At 72.2% G+C, this 16,303-nt stretch carries 8 protein-coding genes and 1 pseudogene; 6 read left to right on the top strand and 3 right to left on the bottom strand.

Annotation, left to right across the window (positions count from 1 at the left end):
- Positions 1-586: 586 nt before the first annotated feature.
- Together FREUN1FDRAFT_RS22910 and FREUN1FDRAFT_RS22905 are read left to right on the top strand one after the other, a co-directional pair.
- Positions 587-1,342: a GNAT family N-acetyltransferase gene (locus FREUN1FDRAFT_RS22910; protein ID WP_006542596.1), complete on the top strand. Its 756-nt coding sequence runs from the start codon at positions 587-589 to the stop codon at positions 1,340-1,342.
- 289 nt (positions 1,343-1,631) lie between these two features.
- Positions 1,632-2,167 (top strand): annotated as a pseudogene (locus tag FREUN1FDRAFT_RS22905) (glutathione peroxidase).
- A 149-nt stretch (positions 2,168-2,316) separates the two neighbouring features.
- On the opposite strand, the gene FREUN1FDRAFT_RS22900 reads toward FREUN1FDRAFT_RS22905, so the two are convergent.
- Entirely contained in the window at positions 2,317-2,781 is a 465-nt protein-coding gene (locus FREUN1FDRAFT_RS22900) for a helix-turn-helix domain-containing protein (protein WP_006542594.1), read from the bottom strand.
- Between the two features lie 1,443 nt (positions 2,782-4,224).
- On the opposite strand from FREUN1FDRAFT_RS22900, the gene FREUN1FDRAFT_RS22895 reads away from it, so the two are divergent.
- The 4 genes from FREUN1FDRAFT_RS22895 (at position 4,225) to FREUN1FDRAFT_RS22880 (ending at position 12,980) form a co-directional block, all read left to right on the top strand.
- On the top strand, positions 4,225-7,563 hold the full coding sequence (locus tag FREUN1FDRAFT_RS22895; protein ID WP_006542592.1) for a DUF2309 domain-containing protein: 3,339 nt from the start codon (positions 4,225-4,227) through the stop codon (positions 7,561-7,563).
- A complete protein-coding gene (locus FREUN1FDRAFT_RS22890; protein WP_006542591.1) occupies positions 7,560-10,136 on the top strand; it encodes a proton-conducting transporter membrane subunit in 2,577 nt (858 codons plus the stop codon). The genes FREUN1FDRAFT_RS22895 and FREUN1FDRAFT_RS22890 overlap by 4 nt, the downstream gene beginning before the upstream one ends.
- Positions 10,133-11,587, top strand: a complete 1,455-nt coding sequence (locus FREUN1FDRAFT_RS22885) for a proton-conducting transporter membrane subunit (RefSeq protein WP_006542590.1) — start codon at positions 10,133-10,135, stop codon at positions 11,585-11,587. Before FREUN1FDRAFT_RS22890 ends, FREUN1FDRAFT_RS22885 begins: the two co-directional genes overlap by 4 nt.
- Positions 11,588-11,858: 271 nt before the next feature.
- Positions 11,859-12,980 carry a PP2C family protein-serine/threonine phosphatase gene (locus tag FREUN1FDRAFT_RS22880; RefSeq protein WP_369809812.1) on the top strand — a complete coding sequence of 374 codons (1,122 nt, stop codon included), beginning with the start codon at positions 11,859-11,861 and terminating at the stop codon, positions 12,978-12,980.
- Positions 12,981-13,035: 55 nt separating this feature from the next.
- Here FREUN1FDRAFT_RS22880 and FREUN1FDRAFT_RS22875 read toward each other — a convergent pair whose 3' ends face one another.
- Complete coding sequence (locus FREUN1FDRAFT_RS22875) at positions 13,036-15,438, bottom strand: serine/threonine-protein kinase (RefSeq protein ID WP_006542588.1); 2,403 nt, start codon at positions 15,436-15,438, stop codon at positions 13,036-13,038.
- 508 nt (positions 15,439-15,946) lie between these two features.
- Positions 15,947-16,303: NADPH-dependent FMN reductase (locus FREUN1FDRAFT_RS22870; protein ID WP_006542587.1), on the bottom strand; the 357-nt coding region annotated here is incomplete at its 5' end.

The following is a 16,303-nucleotide window of genomic DNA, read 5'->3' as shown; positions in this document are numbered from 1 at the left end:
CCAGAAACGACGACCCTTTTAAGTCGGTGTAGGTCGTGGCTGTTATGTGCTAAATTCATTCTCAGTTCACGGGTTCGGTCTGCCGGCCGGTGTGCGAGTGGGTGAGAATTCGGCCTGTTCCAGGCGCATTCCGGCCGGGGCCGGGTCGGGGGTCGTGGGCCGGGCCCCCTCCGAACGGGGGTGGTGTGGCCGCCGGGTCCGGGCCGTTCCGCGGCCCGGAGGGTGCGTTCCTCGGCTGGTTGTCAAGTGCGACGCCCATGGCCGGTCGCGCGTGTCGCCGTTCGGAGCGCCACCTGCGGTCGCCCCCCGGTTGGCTCAGGCGTGCGGCGGGCCGGTCCACGGGCCGGTCCACGGGCCGGTCCACGGCGCGGTTGACGGGCCTTTCTCGCGGGGGCGCGTCCGACCCCGCGTCACGACCGCCGACCCGCCCGAGGAGCCGTCTGACGGGCCCGGTGCGGCATTCGGCCGAGCTGGTGGCGGGTGGCAGCCGACCCGCGACGAGGGTGGGCCATTCACCGGGTTTCGGGCCCGGCGCATAGTCTGACCGTGGGCGCGTCCTGGGCGCCTGTCGCCGGTGGGAGGTTGGATGGGTCCGACGGGCGCAAGCCCGAGCCCGAGTGCGTTGCCGGGCGCGCGCCTGGGGTCGGTGGCAGTCACCACTCCGGAGGCGGCACTCGACAACCCGGTCTGGGCGTCGCTGACGGGCGTACACACTGCGCTGGCCATCGTGCACGGGCGCGCGGCGCGTTACCCCTCCGATATCTCACCGTTCGCCGCGGTGAGCGACGACACCGATCCGGCCGCCTGGGCCGACCTCGCCGATCTGGTGGGGCCGGGTGTCCTTCTCGGCTGCGCGGGTCTGAGGTCACTGCCGCCGCCGGGGTGGGACATCGTGATGGCGGTCCCCGCCGTTCAGCTGCTCGGCGATGACGTGGCCGGCCGTCCGGACCCCGAGGCGGTTCGCCTGGGAGCGCAGGACGTGCCGGAGATGCTCGATCTGGTCGCCCGGACCCAGCCGGGTCCGTTCGAGCGGCGCACCATCGAACTGGGTGCCTACCTGGGCATCCGGCGCGGCGGGCGACTCGTCGCGATGGCAGGGGAGCGGATGCGGTTCCCGGGCCATACCGAGATCAGTGCCGTGTGCACCGATCCGGTGCACCGCGGGGCCGGTTTCGCCACCCGCCTGATCAGGGCGACGGCCATGGGCATCCTCGCCCGGGGCGACCGGCCCTTCCTCCACGTGATGGTCTCGAACATGGACGCGATCCGGCTCTACGAGAACCTCGGCTTCCGGGTCCGCCGCGAGATGTCGTTCGTGCAGCTGCGCACCCCGACACACTGACTGTCCCGCTCGGTGCGCTCCACCTGCCCGGTCTGCTTCACTCGGACGCCTCGCTCGGCTGCCCACTTCACCGGCGATTTCTGTCACCGCGGCGGTGACAGAATATTGCTGGTCCGGGTAGCGTCCGATGTGTCCGCGCCGTCCACGTCGCACGCCCAGCCTCGCCCGAGGCGGTCCTCCGGCCGTCCGGGGCGTACCGGTCGTACCTGGCCCTGGCTCAGCGACGACTCGGCGTCCCGCCGCCGGACCCGTGATCGTCGGGTCCGCCCCATCGAGAGCCAGGTCGCAGATGACTGTCCATGACTTCACCGTCGAGGCGTCGGACGGCACCCCCGCCCGCTGAGTGAGTACGCCGGCAAGACGCTGCTGATCGTCAACGTTGCGAGCAAGTGCGGCCTCACGCCGCAGTACGAAGGTCTCGAAGCGCTCTACCGGGATCTCAAGGGCCGCGGCCTGGAGATCCTCGGCTTCCCCTGCAACCAGTTCGGCGGCCAGGAGCCCGGCACCAACGCCGAGATCCAGGACTTCTGCTCGACGAACTTCGACGTGACGTTCCCGGTGCTCGGCAAGATCGAGGTGAACGGGCCCGACGCGGCTCCGCTGTACACCTACCTGCGCTCGGAGGCCCCCGGCGACTTCGGGCCGGAGTCGGGCTTCCTCTACGACCACATCAAGCGCTCGCGGCCCGAGGCCATCGGTACCGACGAGGTCAAGTGGAACTTCACGAAGTTCCTCGTGGACGGCGACGGCAAGGTCGTACGTCGCTTCGAGCCGACCGTCACCCCCGAGGAGCTGCGCGGCGAGCTCGACGGCGCCCTCGCGTAGCAGCCGCACGATCCCCTCGGTCCCACCGGCGGACGTCTGGTTCGTCCGCTGGTGGGACCGGGCCGCCCGGCCGCCTCGGTGGGCCGGGCGGAATCGGGCTGACCCCGCCGGCCCGGGCCGGCTCGCACGTCGGCCAGCTGGTTCGCGCGTCAGCCCGTCGGCCGCACGTCGGTGACCGGCCGCACGTCGCCGAGGCGGACGGGCGTGACACCGTTCGCCTCCACCTGCTCGCCGCAGCTCGCGCACACGCAGCGCGGCCGCAGCTCGGCGCCGCAGGAATGCCGCCACACGGTCGGCGGCGGGCCGGCCGTGACGTACCGGTCGCCCCAGTCCATGAGACCCAGCAGCACGGGCTGCAGTGCCCGGCCGGCCTCCGTCGCCAGGTATTCGTGACGCGGCGGATGTTCGCTGTACTGGCGCTTCTCCAGCACCCCCGCCGCGACCAGCGACCGTAGCCTCGCGGCCAGGATGTCCCGGCTGGCGCCCGTGTTCTCGACGATCTGGTCGAACCGGCGTGCGCCCAGCATGACCTCCCGCAGGGCCAGCAGACTCCACCGCTCCCCGACGACGGCGAGGGCGTTCGCGATCGAGCATTCCCGGGCCGTCCTGCTCATCGCGGGTCCTCCTCGTCCGACGTGGCCTGACACGGTACGTCCGAAAATCAAACTTACCACCTGTTCGGGCGGTCCGCCCGGTGGGGTGCCGCCGACCTCGCGCACCCACAGCCGTGTCACCAGGCAAGACATGAGGATTTTGGCCGTCCTGGAGCCTGTAACAAATGGCGCCGACCAAGATCGGTAGTCAGGTGTACACGGCTGAGATCTCCGCTGACGGCCGAACGTGGGCTGCCAGGTCAAAGTGGTGGCCCGGATCGGCCACTTCTCGGCATTTTGCGACGGGCTCCCTGGAGCCTGTGGTAAACGGACCATCGACTTTGGCCGGGCAGTCCGGGTTCGCCCGGCAGTGGCGATCTCGGCCGTACCCGCGCGATTTCTGATCGTGGTCGGTGCCGGGGTGCGACGGACCTCCTTGGTGACCGGAATTCTCGGGCGCTTGCCTGGAAGCAGGCTGCGGGCCGGGGCGGGGTGGAGTTGCGGGTTCGCAAGATCTGAGGATCTTGGTCGTTCTCGCGACCAAAATCCTCAAGTTTTGCCTGGAAGCAGGCTGCGGGCCGGGGCGGGGTGGAGTTGCGGGTTCGCAAGATCTGAGGATCTTGGTCGTTCTCGCGACCAAAATCCTCGAGCTTTGCCTGGAAGCAGCCCCGGGTTCGCCCGCCAGTGGCGGTCTCGGCCGCGCCCACCCACCCACCTGTCTGTCTGCCGGCGGATCTTGATCGGCGCCGTTGCGCGGCTCCAGCGACCAAAATCCTCAGCTCTTCGGACTCACGGCCCCGCCCTGCCCGCCCCGGGACAGTCTGCTGCCAGGTGGGAACCTGGCGATCCTGGTCGCCGGGGACCACGCGATCGCGTCTCTGTCCGTCACTCTGGGGTGCTGGCAGGTCGCGTGGCGCGCGAATACTCGCCCCGAGTGCCGAAAGGTGCCTGCGGTCGGTTGCCGTGCAGCATTTGTCGGTGGCTTCCGGGTGGCTTCCGAGAAGCTGGCTGACTGCCAATCGGCGACCTTTGGATTTGCTGGCAGGAAAGGCCTTCCGGAAAGCGCGACGGTGATTCGTGCCACCGCGATGATCGGCACGTGCCGAAGGGGCCCAGAGTCCTTCATACTGATACCTGTCAGGCGATCCTACGTCGGTGGCTCACCGGTCAGCCTGGTCGACCCTCGGGTGGGGCGGAGCCGGCCGCGCATTTCCCCTGGGATGCGCGGCCGTGTTCACCGCCGATTGTGTGCCGGCCCGCGGGCCCGCCGCACCGTCGGCCGCCGAAAACCCGGAAAATTCCGGGTGGTCGTGGGAGAGAGGCCGGCCTTCGGCGCGCCGGAGATCGGCCGACACCGCAACCAACGTGCTGGAGGGCACACATTCCTGGTCGAGGAAGCAGTACCTGGAAGGCCCGCGGGAAATGAAGGAACCGGGCCACCATGAATGGGGGACGGGAGGGGACATGGCCCACGTCGAGGATCAGACCGAACTGATCGTCCGCATCGTCGAGGAGGTGGCCGAGCTCCTGCCGCCCCAGGCACCACTCGGGTACTTCTCCCACCACAACCCGCTGCACGCCCTGGAGGAGCTCCCGTTCCCGCAGGCGGTCGAGCGTGCCGGCGCGTTGCTGGGAACGGCGGCGTTCCAGACCGAGCGGGCCTTCTCCGACCACCTTTCGTCCGGCCGGATCCTCACCCGGGACCTCGTTGCCGTGCTGGACCAGCGCGGCGGGCCGAGCGGCGACGCGTCCGCTTCCGCCGGGGACACCGAGATCCTCCCCGGCGGGCCGACCTGGAACGACTTCCGGCTCGCCCGGCTCGGCCTTTTCGTCGACGTCCCCCGCGCGCCCGCGGTCTCCTGGCGGCTCGCGGACGGCGGTGAGCTCAGCAACTTCCATCCACTCGTCTCCCCGGCCCGGCGCGAGGAGCTCACCCGACAGGCAAGGCGGCGCTTCCCGGCGCCCCGGCGGCGGTCCCCGCGTGGCCGAGCCGCCGAGCGCGCGGCGCTACGGGCCGCGCTGTTGAGTGCCCTGTGGGGCGATCTGGTGCGGTGCGTGCCGCCCGCCGCACCGCGGGCCGTCCCGCTGCGTCGCCGTGACCAGCTGCTCCACCACTTCGGCGTCGACATCGACGAGATGATCCATCCGGTACTGATCAAGTTGTGCGCGGCCTTCCTCGACCAGGGGATGGCCGGCTGGGAGCTGCCGCACCGGGAGGACGGCCTGCTCACAGCCTTCCGTCACCTGTTCGGAACGCTCGGGGCAACCCGGGAGCCGCACTGGTCCGGGCTCGCCGCGCACCTGCGCCGGCAGCTGCGCCAGGGCTGGACCGCCGAACACACGGTGACCTGGGCGCTGCGGGCGCTGCGGATCCCCGTGCCGGTCTGGCCGGAGGCCGTCCGGGCGACGCTGATGTCGCTGCGTGGCTGGGCGGGCATGGTCCGCCAGTTCGAGGCCCATCCCGACCGGGCACCGTCGCAGCCGTCGCCCGCCCGCCTTGTGGACCTGCTCGCCGTCCAGCTCACGCTGGAGGTCGTGGTTGTCCGCCACCTGCTCGGCCAGACGATCGGCCCGGACGCCACTCCGGAGGAACTCGGCCCGCTCGGTGACAGCGCCCCGGCGGGGCCGACCGGCGAGGCCCGGTCCGACCGGCCCGCACCCGATCCGGCCGTCCCCGATCTGACCGCCCCCGACCGGCCCGCTCCCGATCTGGAGCTGGTCTACGAGGCGTTTGTGCTCGCGCAGATCATGGACGTCGAGACCGAGGCGCTCGGGGACCCGCGGTGGGCCCGGGCCTGGCTGGGCGCCGTCGGGGACCTCGGCTCCCGGCGACGGCGCTGGCTGCTGCACCTGGCCTATGAACGGCGTTACCGCACCGAGATCCTCGACGCGCTCACCGCGCACGACCGCCGCTTCCCCGACATCGACACCGGGCTCGGGGCCGGTGCGGCGCCCGAGGCCGGCGGCGTGTCCGAGGTCGCTTTCCAGGCCGTGTTCTGCATGGACGAACGGGAGGAGTCGCTGCGCCGGCACCTGGAGGAGATCCACCCGCGGGTGCGCACGTACGGAGCGGCGGGGTTCTTCGGTGTCGCCATGGCCTACCAGGGCCTCGACGACGTCCGGCCACGGGCGCTGTGCCCGGTGTCGGTCACGCCGCACAACCTGGTCGTCGAGCAGGCCGTGGACCAGACGGAGCTGATCGCCTATCAGCAGACCCGGCGCCGTGACGCCCACCGCCACCACATTCTGTCGGCCGCCCGCGGCAGGTCCGGTCGGCCGACCGGCCACAACGCGGTCGCCGGGCTGGCCCGGCTGGTTCCGTTGGTCGTCGGCGCGGTGGCCCCGCGGGCCGTCGGTGAACGCGCCCGGATGCTGTGCCCCCATGACCGCCCCGGCCCCTGGCCGCGGACCAGACTGGCCGTCGAGGCCGTCGAGGCCGTCGAGGCCGTCGAGGCCGGAGGGTCTGGGTCCGGTGCCGGTGCGGTGGTGCGCGGCGCGGAGCTGGTGCCCGGTGTGGGCGCGGGTCCGCTGCGGCTCGGCTTCACCGTCGACGAGATGACGGAGATCGTCGACACTCTGCTCACGACGATCGGGATGACCGGGCCGACCGGCGGTGTCGTCCTCGTGATCGGGCACGGATCGTCCAGCGTCAACAACCCGCACGCGGCCGCGTACGACTGCAGCGCGACCGGTGGCGGCCGCAGCGGCCCGAACGCGCGGGCGTTCGCCGCGATGGCGAACCATCCACGGGTGCGGGCGGCGCTCGCGCGGCGCGGCCGCCTGATCGGCCCGGACACCTGGTTCGTCGCAGGCCACCACGACACCTGCGAAGGCTCCCTGACCTGCTACGACACCGATCTCGTCCCGGCCGGTTCGCAGGCGGCGCTGGCGACCGCGACCGAGGCGCTGCGCGCGGCCGTCCAACTCGACGCGCACGAGCGCTGCCGACGCTTCGAGTCGGTGGGTGCCGACGTCGCCGCCGACACCGCGCATGCCCATGTGCGGGGGCGGTCGGCCGACATCGCGCAGTCGCGGCCGGAGTACGGGCACAGCACCAACGCCACCTGTGTGATCGGCCGGCGCTCCCGCACCCGCGGGCTGTACCTGGACCGCCGGTCGTTCCTCGTCTCCTACGACCCCACCACCGATCACGACGGCTCCGTGCTCACCCGGCTGCTGCTCTCCGCCGCACCGGTCGGAGCCGGCATCAGCCTCGAGTACTACTTCAGCGCGGTGGACCCGACCGGCTTCGGCGCCGGGTCCAAGCTGCCCCACAACATCAGCGGCCTGGTCGGCGTCATGGACGGGCACTCCTCCGACCTGCGTACCGGCATGCCCTGGCAGTCGGTGGAGATCCACGAGCCGATGCGGCTGTTGGTGATCGTCGAGGCGGAGCCCGACCTGCTGGCGTCCATCGTGCGAGGGCACCCGCACCTGCATCGGCTCGTCGACGGCGGCTGGATCCAGCTCGCGGCCTGGGACCCGCACTCGCCACGGACCTGGCTGTACGTCGACGGCCGCTTCGAACCACACCAGCCGGAGAGCCTGCGTCTCCCGGTGGTCGCCCGGTCGGAGCACTACTACGCCGGACAGCGTGACCACCTGCCGCCCGCACATGTCCTCGCGGCGTGTGAACCAGCGCGCGTGGACATCCCGGCGCAGGCGCCGTCGCCGCAACTGTCGTCGGAGCGGCCGTCTTCGGCGCGGCTGTCGTCGGAGCAGTGGGCGGACATCCCGGAGCAGCCGCGGCTGCCGTCGCGGTGGCTCGACGCCCCCTTCCAGGACAGGCCGGACGGACCGTGAGCGGCGGTTTCGGCGCCGGGCTCCTGCCCGCGACCCTGGTCCTGGCGGTTGCCGTGCCCGGGGTGGCCGTCGTCCTTCTCGGCAGCCTGATGTGGTTCGGACGGATCCGCTCCGAACGGGTGACCACCACGGTTGTCGCCACCTCGTTCAGCGTGGTGACCTTCGCCTGCCTGGTGCTCGCCGGTGCGGTGGCGGTCAGCGGCGGCGAGGCCGTGGACGCGGCCGTCGGTCCCTGGTTCGGTACACCTGACCACAGCTTCACCTGGCATCTGAGCGCGGACCCGCTGTCCGCGCCCTTCGCGCTCGTCGCGGCCGCCCTCGTCGGCCTGACCGGCGCGGTGTCCGCCCGCTACCTGCATCGGGAGCCCGGCTTCACCCGCTTCCACCTGCTGCTGCTCCTGTTCGGCGGCGCGGTGGAACTCGTGGTCCTGGCTGGCGACCCCCCGACGCTGTACTTCGGCTGGGAACTGGTCGGACTCACCTCCGCCCTGCTCATCGCGTTCTTCGCCGAGCGGCGGGCGCCGGTGCGCCACGGGCTACGAGCCTTTCTGACCTACCGGGCCTGTGACGCCGGGCTGCTCGTCGCGGTGGTCTGGCTCGGACACCTCGCGAGCGGCACCGCGGGCGGTGCCGGCGGCGCGGGCGGCGCGGGTGGTGGCGGCGGGCTGGAGCACCACACCCACGGCTGGGACGGTGTGCTGGCAGCCCCGGCGGTGCTCGCGCACGCGCCGGCCCTGGCCTTCCTGCTGCTCCTGGCTGTGCTGGGCAAGTCCGCGCTCGTCCCCGTCGGCGGCTGGCTCCCGCGCGCGATGGAAGGGCCGACGCCGTCCAGCGCGGTCTTCTACGGGGCGGTGTCGGTCCACCTGGGCCCCTATCTCCTGCTGCGCGCCGACCCGCTGCTCGATCACACCCCGCTCGCGCGGCTGGCACTGGTCGTCGTCGGCGCGCTCACCGCCGTGCACGCCGCTGTTGTCAGCCGGGCCCAGAGCGACGTCAAGAGTGCGCTGGCCTACGGGTCGATGACCCAGGTCGGGCTGATCGTCGCCGAGATCGGACTCGGCCTGCACACCCTTGCCCTGACGCACACCCTCGTCCACGCGACGCTGCGCTGTGCTCAGATCCTTCGTTCACCCAGCGCGCTGCGTGACAGCCAGCGCCTGGAGCAGGCACAGCGTGGTGCCCCGACATCCGCTTCCGGGCCGGGACGAACCATGGCGATCGTGCCCACACGATGGCAGCCCCGGCTCTACCGGTACGCGTTCGAGAGGGGAGACGCAGACGTGGTGCTTCGCCAGGTCGGAGGTGCGGCCGCGCGTGCGCTGACAGCGATAGACCGCTGGCAGCGGCAGGCCGTGGGGGTGATCGGCGGAAGGTCCGAGGCCGTGGCACGGCCGGGGACCGGAGTCGGGCCGGGCGCCGGCTCCGGATTCGGCTCCGCTTCCGGGTTCGTGCCTGTCGAGGCGGGCCCGCCTCGCGGCGGACCGTCTTGGGTGCCGGCTGCGTCGACGGAGCCAGTCCACGGCGACTGGTGGCCCTGGGCGACGATGGAAACACTGCCGACTGTCGCTACAGCCGGTGTGAACGAGGCCAGGCTCGGCCCTGAGCCTGAGCCTGAGCCTGAGCCCGAGCCCGAAGGCGAAGGCGAGGTCAGGCTTCGTCCGGAGGCGAAGGGAGACCCGGGTTCTGGTTCCGGCTCCGCTCCTGTTGCTGATGCGGACGCGGGTTCGGTGGACGGGGCCGACACGGACCATCCCGCGGCACCGCGGCGCACCGGCCAGCGGTCCCAGGACGGATCAGGCCCCTACGGCGCGGATACCTACGCCCCCGACCTGCCCGGCTCGACCGCGCTGCCACGACGGATTCCCAGCCAGGCAGGTCCGGCGGCGGTCTCCCGGCCCGGGGAGCCGTTGGCCGTCCCTGAAACGACCCGGCCGTCCACACCGCCGCGGCTGCCGGTGCCGCGGCCCGCGGCCGAGGACCTCGCCCGCCAGCTTCCGAGCCCGGCCAGCGCCGCACCGGACACCACGCCCCAGGACCGCGTCACCCAGGACAGCATCGACGACGGCACCGTGGACGCGGATACCGCAGAGATGCCCAGGACGTCCCTCGGCGCGGCCGGCAGGCCGACCGACGCCGGCGTCATCGAGCCCGCGGTTGGCATCGAGCCCGCGGTTGGCATCGAGCCCGCGGTTGGCATCGAGGCCGCGGTTGGTATCGAGGCCGGCGGTGTCGCAGAGTCGGTGGACGTCGTCGGCGAGGACCGTCCCGCGTCGCACGGTGCGCTCGCGGAGCCTGCGCTGGCAGACCCCGCATCGGCGGACCGTGCGGTGACGGACCGTGCGGCGACGGACCGTGCGGCGACGGACCGTGCGGGTGGGCCGGCGTCCGACAGCACCGGCGGTCGTGGGCCGGGCCTGCGGCCCCGGCGGCCCGACGGCCCGTCGTCGCGTCGCCTGACGGCCCGCAACGACGGGCCGGGTGGCGGCACTCGGCCGGCGCGCCACCTGGACGAGCCGCCGCGGTTCCCCACGGACGTCCGTCCCGTCCGTCCCCGCTCCGGAGGGCCGTGGTGATCCTGGCGGTCACGCCGCTTCTGGTCGCGATCGGCCTGCTCGGTGGCTCGGTCGCGGTGCGCCGGAGCCCTGATCCGCGGGCTGCCCGGGCCACCGCGACCTGGTGCGTCGCCGTCGCGCTGGGCGTCATCGCCGTGGCGATGCTGGCCGAGCGGCTGGGTGCCTGGCCGGGTGGAGCCGGTGGTGTCGTGCTGCTCGCGCCCGGGAGCGGGCGGTGGATGCCGTTCGTCACCTGCCTTGCCGGGCTCGCCGCCACCGCCCTCGCTCCGGTGACGTCCGACTCGCCGTGGACGTCACACTCACCACGCACCTTCGCCCGGATGCTGCTCGTCCTGGCCTGCGGCACCGCCGCGACCGCGTCCGACGGGCCAGGCGCGGCGCTGGCCTCGTGGGCGCTGTCCGCCGTGGTCGTGTGGCGTGAGCTGGCCGATGAGGCCGATCCGTCCGGGGCCGGGCCGGCGCGGGTTTTCGGGCTGCACCATCTGCTCGGGGTGGGCGCGTGCGCCGCGGGGCTGCTGCTGTCCGGGCCGCTCGGACCGACGGCCGCGGCTGTGCTGGTCACGTTCGGCGTCGGTGTCCGGCAATGCCTGGTGCCGCTGCATCTGTGGCATGGCTGCCTCGTCGGACCTGGCTCTCCCATAAGTTCTGGCTCTGCCGCAGGGCATGGCTCTCGAGCGAGGCACGGCTCGCCGGTCGGGTACGGTGCTCCCGCGGGTTCCGTGCCGCCCGGTCTCCTCGTCGCGTTCACGGCCGGCCCGTCCGGTCTGTTGTTGTTGCCGGAGGTCGCGAGGCTGCTGCACGGGCAGGTCTGGGCCGGCTGGGTCGTCGCCGCGAGTGGGGTGACCGCCCTGCTGGGGGCGGGTCTCGGCCTGGTGGCACGCGACGTCCGCACCGCGCTTGCCCAGGTTGGGCTGGCACTGAGCGGAGTGGTCAGCTGCGGGGCGCTGGCCGGTTCGGTGTTCGGGACGGCGGGGCACGGGCCGGCGGGTGATCTCGATGTCGCCGCGGTGGGGGCGGTGCTGGCCTGGCAGGTCGGCGCGGTCGCGACCAGCGGCGCGGTCATGATCGCGGCCGCGACGGAGGCGCGGCGCGGCCCGATGGCGCTGGTCGGCCCAGGCGGCTGTTTCGCGCGGACGCCCCGGCTCGCTGTGGCCTTCCTGCTGTTCGGCCTCACCGCGGTCGGCTACCCGGCGACCATCGGCTTCGTCTGGGAGGACCTGGTCCTCGACGGCGTCGGCACCTGGTTCGTACTGCTCGCGGTGGTGCTCGTGCTCGCGGTCGCGGGCTCCGGCGCGACGGTCATGAAGTGGTATTTCGCGGGCTATACGGGGCGGCGGGACCATGTGGGTGAGCACGACCTGACCGTGCGCGAGTTCCGTGCGGTCACCGTCCTGCTGGTGCTGCTCCTGCTCGCTCAGATCCACCCGGCGGGGCTGCTGCCCGAGCTCTAAGCCGGGCCGGCATCCAGGTCACAGGTGCCCGGGCTCTGTCATTCGTGCTGTGGGTGCGGGCCGGTGCGGGCCGGTGCGGGCCGGTGCGGGCCGGTGCGGGGCGGCGCCGGCGGCGCGGGGGCGGTGCGGGGGTTCGGGCTGGGAGGGGCTGGGAACAGGGAAAAGGTGGATCTGAGCGCGGCACGGCGGGGTGGCCGGGGTGGCCCGCACTGACCGGCGTCGTGGCGCGGTCCGGCGTCCTGGAGCGGTCCGGCGTCGTGGCGCGGTCGCGGTGAGCACATCCTCTTCGCACCCGGTCAGCGACCGGTCCGCAGCCCGGTGGGCGATGCGGCTGGCACCGCTGCTGATGCTCGCAGCGGTCGTCGTTCTGCAACTGGCCAGCGACCACTGGACGATCCTGGAGCTGACCGTGCTCTCCCCGCTGCTCGCGGCGACGATTTCCGGTCCGTTCCTCACCACGGTCTACGCGGCCTTGGCCTTGGCCGCCAGCGTGCTGATCGGCATCCACGACGAGTTGTTCACCGTCAACGAGGGCGGTCTGGCCGCGCAGCTGGTGCGCCTGACCGGCATCGCGGTCGGCGGTGTGATGGCCGTCTTCGTCAGCCGGTACAACACGCGGCGCGAGGTGAAGCTGCAGAACGTGACCCGGGTGGCCGAGGTGGCTCAGCGGGCGGTCCTGCCACTGGCGCCGACCGCGTCGGGTGATCTGCAGCTCGCCGTCCGTTATGAGAGCGCCGCCGCCGAGGCGATGGTGGGGGGCGACCTGTACGAGGTCGTCGACAGCCCCTGGGGTACCCGGTTGCTGGTCGGGGACGTCCGCGGCAAGGGCCTGGACGCGGTGCGGATCGCCAGCCGCGTGCTGGGCTGCTTCCGCCTCGTCGCCAAGCACCGGCCCGACATCGAAACCGTTCTGACCGATCTGGACGAGGAGGTCGCCGACGTCAGCGGCTTCGACGACTTCGTCACCGCCGTCGTGCTGCAGATCCGCGACGGCCAGCTGGATCTGGTCAACGCCGGGCATCCCGACCCGTTTCTGGTGCGCGGTGAGACCACGACGACGCTGACCCCGGTCGGCCGGCGATCACCGCTGGGGCTGCTGGCCGGCGACGTCGCGCTGACGTCGTTCGCGCTGGAAGCAGGCGACCGCCTGCTGCTCTACACCGACGGGATCGCCGAGGCCCGCAACGCCGAGTCGCGGGAGTTCTTCCCGCTGCCGTCGGCGGTGGGGCAGACACTGGGCCAGCACCATCCGCTCGAGGCCTGCCTCGACGACCTGGTTCGGCAGGTCCAGAACTGGACGCGCTCCACCCTCAGCGACGACGTCGCGCTCCTCGCGGTGGAGCTGCCGGCCGCCGCGGGCCGATCCCGAGCGGACCAGTCGGCCGCGGCCTGAGCGGCGCCTCCGGGCCGCCGACTCCCTTACCTGCAGCCCGGGCAGGCACGCTGCTCTAGCGTGTGGCGACCTTGCCGTCGCAGTTGTAGACGACGACCTTAGCGTCGTCGTTGTCGTCGACGTAGGTGATCTTCATCGTGTCCGCGCGGATCCAGCCGGACGTCTCGGTCCCGTCGAGCCGCGCCCACCACCAGACCTCGTTGGACTTCGTCACGTTGCACCACAGCCAGAACTTCCGGCCGCGGACGAAGGTGCCGAGGCTCTCGCAGCTCCCGGCCGGGCCCTCGCGAAGGTCTCCGACCTTGGTCAGGACGCCGAATCCGTCACTGTTCACCCTGGTGACGGGCTTGGCGGGGCATCCGAGCGGCTGGACGGCGGGCGGTGACGTCCGCACCGCGCGGACCGGCCCGGCGCCACTGGCAGCGTCGGCCGAGGTCTGCGGGTCCGGTGTCCCCTCCGGGTCTGACGTTTCCTCGTGGTCCGATGGCTCCTCGGCGTCCCGGGTGGCTGCGGAGGTCGCCGGGGATACCCGGGTTCCGTCGGCTGCCGCGTTCTCCCGTGACGGTGTGACCACCAGGGCCACGGGCTCACCGCCGCCCATGGGTTTCGACAGCACCCAGACGAACACCGCGCTGACGATGACGAGCACGGCCATCAGGAAGGTGATGAGCCGGCGCCGACGCCGTCGCCGGAGCCGCCGGGACGCCCCTGCGTCGGCGTCGGCCTCGGCTTCGCCTTCACCTTTGCTTCCTCTGGCTCCGTGGCTCGAGACGTGCCCCGAGCCTCCGGAGCCGCCCGAGCCTCCGGAGCTGCCTGAACTGCCCGAGTTGCTGCCGTCCGAGCGGCCCGAGCTGTCCGAGCGGCTGCCGTCCGAGCTGTCCGAGTCGCCGGTGCTGCCGGTCGGAGGCACCGACCGGGCCGATGCGGCCGACGCCGCCGATGGCGGCGGGGCCGCGGATCCACCCGGTCCCGCTCCCGCCCCTGCCTCTGCTCCCGCGCCGAATGCAGCCGCCGTACTCGCGGCTGCCGCTGGCCCTGACAGGTGGGCGGGCACACGTGGGGGCGCCGCGGCCACGTTGGTGGCGCTGTCGGGGTCCTGGGAGCTGAAGACGTCCGGCGGAGCCTGGGAACCCGCGGTGAGAGCCGCGGGGGCGCTCGCGGCCTCCAGCGCCCTGGGCACCCGGGGCGCGCACAGCGCCCGCGGCACCGGCGCCGCGTTGAGCGCTCGCGGCGCGCCGGCCGAGCTGAGGGCGCGTGGCGAGTGATGGGCCCGCGCGGTTGCTGGCACCGGAGCCGCCGGCGCGGAGGCGGAACCGGCGGGGAGGGGCGCGGAGGCGGGGTGCGGTCCCGCGATCAGATCGGTGGGGGAGGGCTCACTGGGGAACGGTGTGCCCAGGGCGTCCATGGCATCCGGAGCACCGGTCGGCGCCGACTGGAACATCGACGGAGGCGTCGCGAGCATGGTCGTCGACGGCGACGGCACAGTGGAGATCCGGTAGCGGGTGACCTCGGCCGCCACCGTCGGCGGCAGCCAGCCACCCCCGGTCTGGAGGTACAGGTCGTCGGTGATCGCCGACCGGCACAGCTCGATGACCTGGGTGGACGTCGGACGCTCCGCGGGATCCTTGGCCAGGCAGCGGGAGAGGACCTCGCGCACGTTGTCCGGGCAGTGCTCCCAGTCGGGCTGCTGGTTCTCGATGCGGTGAAAAACCGCGGCGTCGGATCCGAACGGCGGTCGTCCCGTCAGCGCGTAATAGGCGGTCGAACCAAGCGCGAACACGTCGCCGGCGGCATCGATCTGCTTTCCGCGAACCTGTTCCGGTGACATGAATGCGGGTGTTCCTATGCGTACACCCGTTTGGGTCATAGCGGCGGTTGAGGTTTCGATGGCCCGCGCGACACCAAAATCAATAACCCGTGGGCCGTCGTCGGCGAGGATGACGTTGCCGGGTTTCAGGTCACGGTGGATCACACCGGACCGGTGGATGGACTGCAGCGCCTCGGCCACGCCGGCGATCAGCATGAGCACCGTCGCCGAGGGCAGCGCGCCCTGCCGGACGACGGCGACCGCCAGTGACGGCGCGGCGACGTAGGCGGTGGCGATCCACGGGCGCAGGGCCTCGGGATCGGCGTCGATGACGGGAACCGTGTAGGGGCCCTGCACCCGGCGCGCGATCGCGACCTCTTTCGCGAACCGGCTGCGGAAGTCGGGATCGGCCGCCAGCTCCGGCCGGGCGACCTTGAGCGCGATCGGGCGTCCCCCCGGGGTGTACGACAGGTACACCGCGCCCATGCCGCCCTCGCCGATCCTGGCCCGCAGCAGATAGCGGCTCACGCTGTGCGGATCATGCGGTGTCAGCGGGGTAAACACCGCATCGCGCACGGGTTCGATCCGACCGGCATGACCTGCCGGCTCGCCTGGACCCATCCCGATCGCGCTTGGCGGTGTGTTGTTCATCGTCCCCCTTCCGGGGCCGCGCCCAAATCGATACATCACATCGTCATCGGGAACGACCAGGTCATCCGGTCATCGACAACGGCATGTCATCAGAAATGGGTTTAAAGCAGTCATCCGCATCTTATGGGCGCCTACCGGGCCAACCGCCTGTTCGTGCGGGTGGCGTAGCTCCGGTTCCACCTGCACCCACCCCCCGTCGGGGCTCCGAACCGAGCCGGTGACGGCGGGCCCGGCTGGCCAGCCACAGGCCCACGACCTGCGGGGAGTGCAGGTGTCGGCCACCGGACAGCCGGGGTCGCGGTGACCGGCCCCGGCCTGGTCAGCGGGTGGGGCTTCGCGATGTCCGCCACCCCGACAGGTCGCCCGGAAGGGTGGGGCGGGGAGCAACGGCCCGGCCGGGTCAGGCGATCGGCACTGGTCCTCCGGTCGGCACTGGTCGTCTGATCGGAACTGGTCGTCTGATCGGAACCGGTCGTCGATCCTCCGGTGCCGGCGCCACCCGGGTTGATCAGATCCGCGCGCGGGTGCGGCGGGCGTCACGCAGGGCGGTGCCCCACCAGCTGAGCTCGTCGAGCAGGACCTTCGCGGCGGCTTCCGGCTCCCGCGGGTTGATCAGTGTGCCCGAGCTGTCGAAGAGCTCGTAGTACCGGGGAAACGAGACGTGGTCGCGCAGCGTGTGCGCGTGCAGTTCGCCGAGCACCTGCCGCAGATGCTCGATCGCCAGCAGCCCGCCGCTGGCACCGCTGTAGCCGACGAAACCGACGGCCTTGGCCTGCCACTGCTCGTAGTACCAGTCGATCGCGGCCTTGATCGACGCGGGGTAGCTGCGGTTGTAGTCCGGCGTCACGATGACGTAGGCGTCGGC

Source organism: Parafrankia sp. EUN1f (assembly GCF_000177675.1).
Lineage (GTDB): Bacteria > Actinomycetota > Actinomycetes > Frankiales > Frankiaceae > Parafrankia.
This window is presented reverse-complemented; position numbering and strand designations above follow the sequence as displayed.

What these genes read in the sequence shown, in the direction of transcription:
- FREUN1FDRAFT_RS22895 (WP_006542592.1), top strand. Translation starts at nt 4,225, where the DNA reads ATGGCCCACGTCGAGGATCAGACCGAACTGATCGTCCGCATCGTCGAG.
- FREUN1FDRAFT_RS22910 (WP_006542596.1), top strand. Translation starts at nt 587, where the DNA reads ATGGGTCCGACGGGCGCAAGCCCGAGCCCGAGTGCGTTGCCGGGCGCG.
- FREUN1FDRAFT_RS22900 (WP_006542594.1), bottom strand. Translation starts at nt 2,781, where the DNA reads ATGAGCAGGACGGCCCGGGAATGCTCGATCGCGAACGCCCTCGCCGTC.
- FREUN1FDRAFT_RS22875 (WP_006542588.1), bottom strand. Translation starts at nt 15,438, where the DNA reads ATGAACAACACACCGCCAAGCGCGATCGGGATGGGTCCAGGCGAGCCG.